Here is a 4142-nt window from a genome sequence, read left to right as displayed (position 1 = left end):
ATCTTTTGTGCATGGGAAATACCTTTTTCCGTGAAGCGAACCCGATCCCCTGTAGGAGCGAGCCTGTCGAATCGTCGCACCGTCGCACCGTCGCGATGGACGTCAACGATGACGCTGGCTTCCTGAATGACCGCGTTGTCCTGACGTTTTTCGCGAGCAGGCTCGCTCCTGCAGGTTCAGCTGGAATTAAAACGTTGTGGCAAAGATCAGCTGGCTGTAGAGGTTTTTGTCGTTGTTGCCCAACTGCGTGCCACCCTGGTCGGCGCTCTTGTCCGGCTGGAACAGGCCTACCAGCGGCATTACCGTAAGGTGGTCGTTAAGGTGCCATTCGGCGTACAGGTCGATTTCGTGGCCATCGGTGTTACCCAGATCGCGGTCGATCGTGTCGAAATTGAAGTACATCGCGCCCACGGTCAGGTTCTCCAGCGGCGAGACGGTGAACTTGAGTTGCTGGATGCGTGAGTTGGTGTTGAACGGACCGGCATAGTTGCCCGCCACTTCACCCTGGAACCAGGTGCCGAAGCCGCGGCTGAAACCGTAGAACAGCGTGTCGTAGCCTTCCGAGAAACGGCTGTAACGGTAGCCGGCATAGGGCGTCCAGGGTGCTTCGGAAAAGGTCCAGCCGGCTTCCAGGTACCAGGCGTCCTCGGTGGCGGTGTGCGGTTTGTCCTGCTTGGCGTATTCGCCGGACAGGAACAGATCCTTGACCCCGGCGTTGCCGGTTGCGCGCAGGCTGTAGGTCTTCATGCCATCGCGTTCGAGTTGCACCGGGGAAGCGTACTGTTCGTCGATGTCGGTGGTGTCGATGTAGGTCAAGCCAACGGTGCCGGCTTCAGACACGTGCTCCAGGGTGCCGACGTACATTTCAGTCATCGCCTGGGCACGGTTGTTGGATTTCAGCCACATCAGGTCACCGCGCCAGCCTTCCTTGCCACCGATGCGCAACACCGCGGTTTCGTCGAAGGCCTTGCGCGCCGCTAGCCAATAGGCGCCGCCACGGTTGAATTCACCATCGGCCAGGCCTTTGCCGAGGTTCAGGGCGTCGCCGTTGATCAGGAAACCGTCACCGACGACGATGTTCTGACGACCGAACGACAAGTCGATGCCGTCGGCGCCCAGCACCGCAAACAGCTCAGCCGAACGCCAGCCGAGATAGGCATCTTCGAACTTGGTGGTGCGTTCCGAGCCGTCACTGAAACCGGCAGCATCGCCGTCGCCCCAGGTGCCGGAGCTGAGCATGTTCGCCGCACCATAAGCGGTACCGACACCGGCCAGGCCCTGGTCGAAACTCAGGCCGTACTTGATGTAACCCTCGCGCCACGACGAAGAACCTTCGTCGAGACGACCTGACAGGGCGTAGTTTTCCTGACTGTGGAAAACGCCGAATACCGCTTCCAGCGTGGCGTTCAGGTGACTGTCGTCATCGGCGTAGAGTTCGTAGGCTCCGGCCTGGCCGGCGCTGATCATCAGCGCGAGCGTGGAGAGTCGAAGCAAGGGGGACTTGAGCATGGTGTGGCATCCGTTCTTGTTCTTGAGCGCAGGGTTGCGGTCTGTCCGGATACTAAGTCGCGACTTTTTTCGAGCCTTTTGCCTGTTTGCCAATTAGTTGGTCGTGCGTGCCAGATTGAGCGGTTTGGCAGAACCGCCAACACGACTGGCACGCAGGGCAAAACCTCTGTGCCGGCGACCGCCGACAATCCCTCACAACCTGCCGGAGCACCGTTGCCCCGGCGCCTTCAGTGTTGGCGCTCGTCTGTTGGCGGGCGCGTGGATTTTCAAGGGCGTTTTCTTATGTTCACCTCCCTGCGTTTGCCCCTCATCGGTTTGCTCTCATTGACCCTGGTCCAGGCCGCGCTGGCGGCCGATTGCGCACCGGTGCAGAGCCGCGGCGCCGAGGTGTTTGCCAATGAATGCGGGGTTTGCCATGCCGTGAGCAAAGGCGCGACCGGCATGATGGGGCCGAACCTGGCTGGCGTGGTGGGGCGCAAATCCGGCTCACTGGAAGGCTTCAACTATTCGCAGGCCATGCGCAACAAGAACATCGACTGGCAAGCCGAGAACATCGAGCAACTCATCACCCAACCCCAGGCTTATGTGCCTGGCACCTATATGCCCTACATGGGCATGGCCTCGGCGGATGATCGTCAAGCGGTCGTGTGCTACCTCAAAGAACAACATTAATCAGGCCGGATCTGCGCCTGAACAATTCGTCTCAACGAAAGGTGATTTATGAGCAACGTTGCAATCCTGCCGCAGGTAGCTGCATTTCTCGACCGCCGTCATGGCTGCTTCATCGACGGGCAATGGGTGTTTGCCGAAGGCGACAGCATCGCCGTGGTCAACCCGGCCACCGGGCAGACGTTGTGCGAAACCCTCGATGCGCCGCTGGAAATCGTCGAGCGTGCCGTGCAGTCGTCGCACCAGGCGTTCAAGTCCGGTGTGTGGTCGAGTCTGCGTCCGGCCGACCGTGAACGCATCCTGCTGAACTTCACCCGCCTGGTGGAGGAGCACGCCGAAGAGCTGGCGCAACTGGAAACCCTGAGCCAGGGCAAATCGATCAACATGGCCCGCGCGCTGGATCTGAACGCCACCGTGGAGTTCATGCGCTACATGTCTGGTTGGGCAACCAAGATCGAAGGCCAGACCTTCGACGTGTCGATTCCGCTGCCACCGGGTGCCAGATTCACCGCGTTCACCAAGCGTGAGCCGGTGGGCGTTGTGGTTGGCATCGTGCCGTGGAATTTCCCGCTGTTGATCGCTGCCTGGAAACTGATGCCGGCGCTGGCCACCGGTTGCACCGTCATTATCAAACCGGCGATGGAAACGCCGTTGACCGCCATGCGCCTGGCGGAATTGGCCCTCGAAGCCGGGATTCCTGCGGGCGTGTTCAACGTCGTCACCGGTGGTGGTGCCTCGGTGGGTGGCGTGCTGACCTCCCATCCGCTGGTGAGCAAAGTGTCGTTCACCGGTTCCACCGCCGTGGGCAAGAGCGTCGGTGTGGCGTGCATGGAAAACATGACGCGCTTCTCCCTGGAGCTGGGCGGTAAAAACCCGATGATCGTGCTTGCCGATGCCGACATCGAAAAAGCCGTGCAGGGCGCGATTCTCGGCGGTCTGCTGAACAACGGCCAGGTGTGTGCGGCGGCTTCGCGCTTCTACGTGCATCGCTCGATTCACGACAAATTCGTGGAAGCGCTGGCGGCGGCAGTATCGGCCATGCCGATTGGCGACGGCATGAACTGCGACGCGGCCATCAACCCGCTGGTATCGCGCAAGCAGCAACAGAGCGTGCTCAAGCACATCGAACTGGCGCGGCAGGAAGGCGCTCGGGTAGTGACCGGTGGCGAGCTGCTGGAGGGCGACGGCTTTTTCGTGCAGCCGACTATTTTGGCCGACATCAACCACAGCATGGCCGTGGCTCGCGAAGAAGTATTCGGCCCGGTGCTGGGCGTAATGCCCTTCGACGATGAAGACGCCGTCATCGCGCTGGCCAACGACAACCGTTACGGTCTGGCCGCCAGCCTGTGGACCAATGACCTGGGCAAAGCCATGAACCTGGTGCCACGCATCGAAGCCGGTACGGTGTGGGTCAACGCCCATGTGTTGCTCGACCCGGCGATGCCATTCGGTGGGGTCAAGCAGTCGGGCATGGGCCGTGAGTTCGGTCGTGCGGTGATCGAGGCCTACACCGAACTTAAATCGGTGTGCATCGCCCATTGATGCAAAAAACCGCCTGTGGCGTGACGGTAATCACGCCGCCGGCGGTTTCGCCAATTCAATCCCGGCGGCGCCCAGCCGCTTGAGAATCTCGAACAGCAACTCGCTCTTGATCGCGGTAACCATCCGCGGGCTGCTGACATAACCGGTGACGGTCAACGTAATGCCCTCAGGCTTGAGCTGGCTGAAGCGCACCACCGGCGCCGGTTTCTCCAGAATGGCTTCGTGCTGGTTGTAGGTGTCATACAGCAGGTTGCGTACCTGTTCCGGGTCAATGTCCAGCGGGAACATCAGTTCGAGGGTCGCCACCCCTTGAGCGCTGCCACCCAGGGTGACGTTACGCAGGTTTTGCGAGATCAACTGCGAGTTCGGCACGATCACGATCGAGCGGTCGGCCAGCTGTATTTCGGTGGCCCGCACGTTGA

4 protein-coding genes are annotated in these 4142 nt (G+C 60.7%); 2 read left to right on the top strand and 2 right to left on the bottom strand.

The genetic code is table 11. The annotated features are described in order from the left end of the window. Window positions 1–186 precede the first annotated feature (186 nt). A complete protein-coding gene (locus D8U69_RS04880) occupies window positions 187–1509 on the bottom strand; it encodes a hypothetical protein (protein ID WP_130906811.1) in 1323 nt (440 codons plus the stop codon). Window positions 1510–1791: 282 nt separating this feature from the next. Here D8U69_RS04880 and D8U69_RS04875 point away from each other — a divergent pair, with 282 nt between their 5' ends. Beyond that, window positions 1792–2181 (top strand): c-type cytochrome, encoded by a 390-nt coding sequence (locus D8U69_RS04875; protein ID WP_056853751.1) that lies wholly within the window; start codon window positions 1792–1794, stop codon window positions 2179–2181. A gap of 48 nt (window positions 2182–2229) precedes the next feature. Continuing rightward, on the top strand, window positions 2230–3720 hold the full coding sequence (locus tag D8U69_RS04870; RefSeq protein ID WP_130906810.1) for an aldehyde dehydrogenase family protein: 1491 nt from the start codon (window positions 2230–2232) through the stop codon (window positions 3718–3720). Between the two features lie 30 nt (window positions 3721–3750). Here D8U69_RS04870 and D8U69_RS04865 read toward each other — a convergent pair. Next, a partial coding sequence (locus tag D8U69_RS04865; protein ID WP_130906809.1) for a mechanosensitive ion channel domain-containing protein occupies window positions 3751–4142 on the bottom strand: 392 nt, incomplete at its 5' end.

This window comes from Pseudomonas sp. Sample_16 (assembly GCF_004307665.1).
Lineage (GTDB): Bacteria > Pseudomonadota > Gammaproteobacteria > Pseudomonadales > Pseudomonadaceae > Aquipseudomonas.
The sequence above is the reverse complement of the archived record's forward strand: the minus strand, read 5'-3'. Positions and strand labels throughout refer to the sequence as shown.

Excerpts from the sequence above, each read along its gene's own strand:
- D8U69_RS04880 (WP_130906811.1), bottom strand. The coding sequence starts at position 1,509 with ATGCTCAAGTCCCCCTTGCTTCGACTCTCCACGCTCGCGCTGATGATC.
- D8U69_RS04870 (WP_130906810.1), top strand. The coding sequence starts at position 2,230 with ATGAGCAACGTTGCAATCCTGCCGCAGGTAGCTGCATTTCTCGACCGC.
- D8U69_RS04875 (WP_056853751.1), top strand. The coding sequence starts at position 1,792 with ATGTTCACCTCCCTGCGTTTGCCCCTCATCGGTTTGCTCTCATTGACC.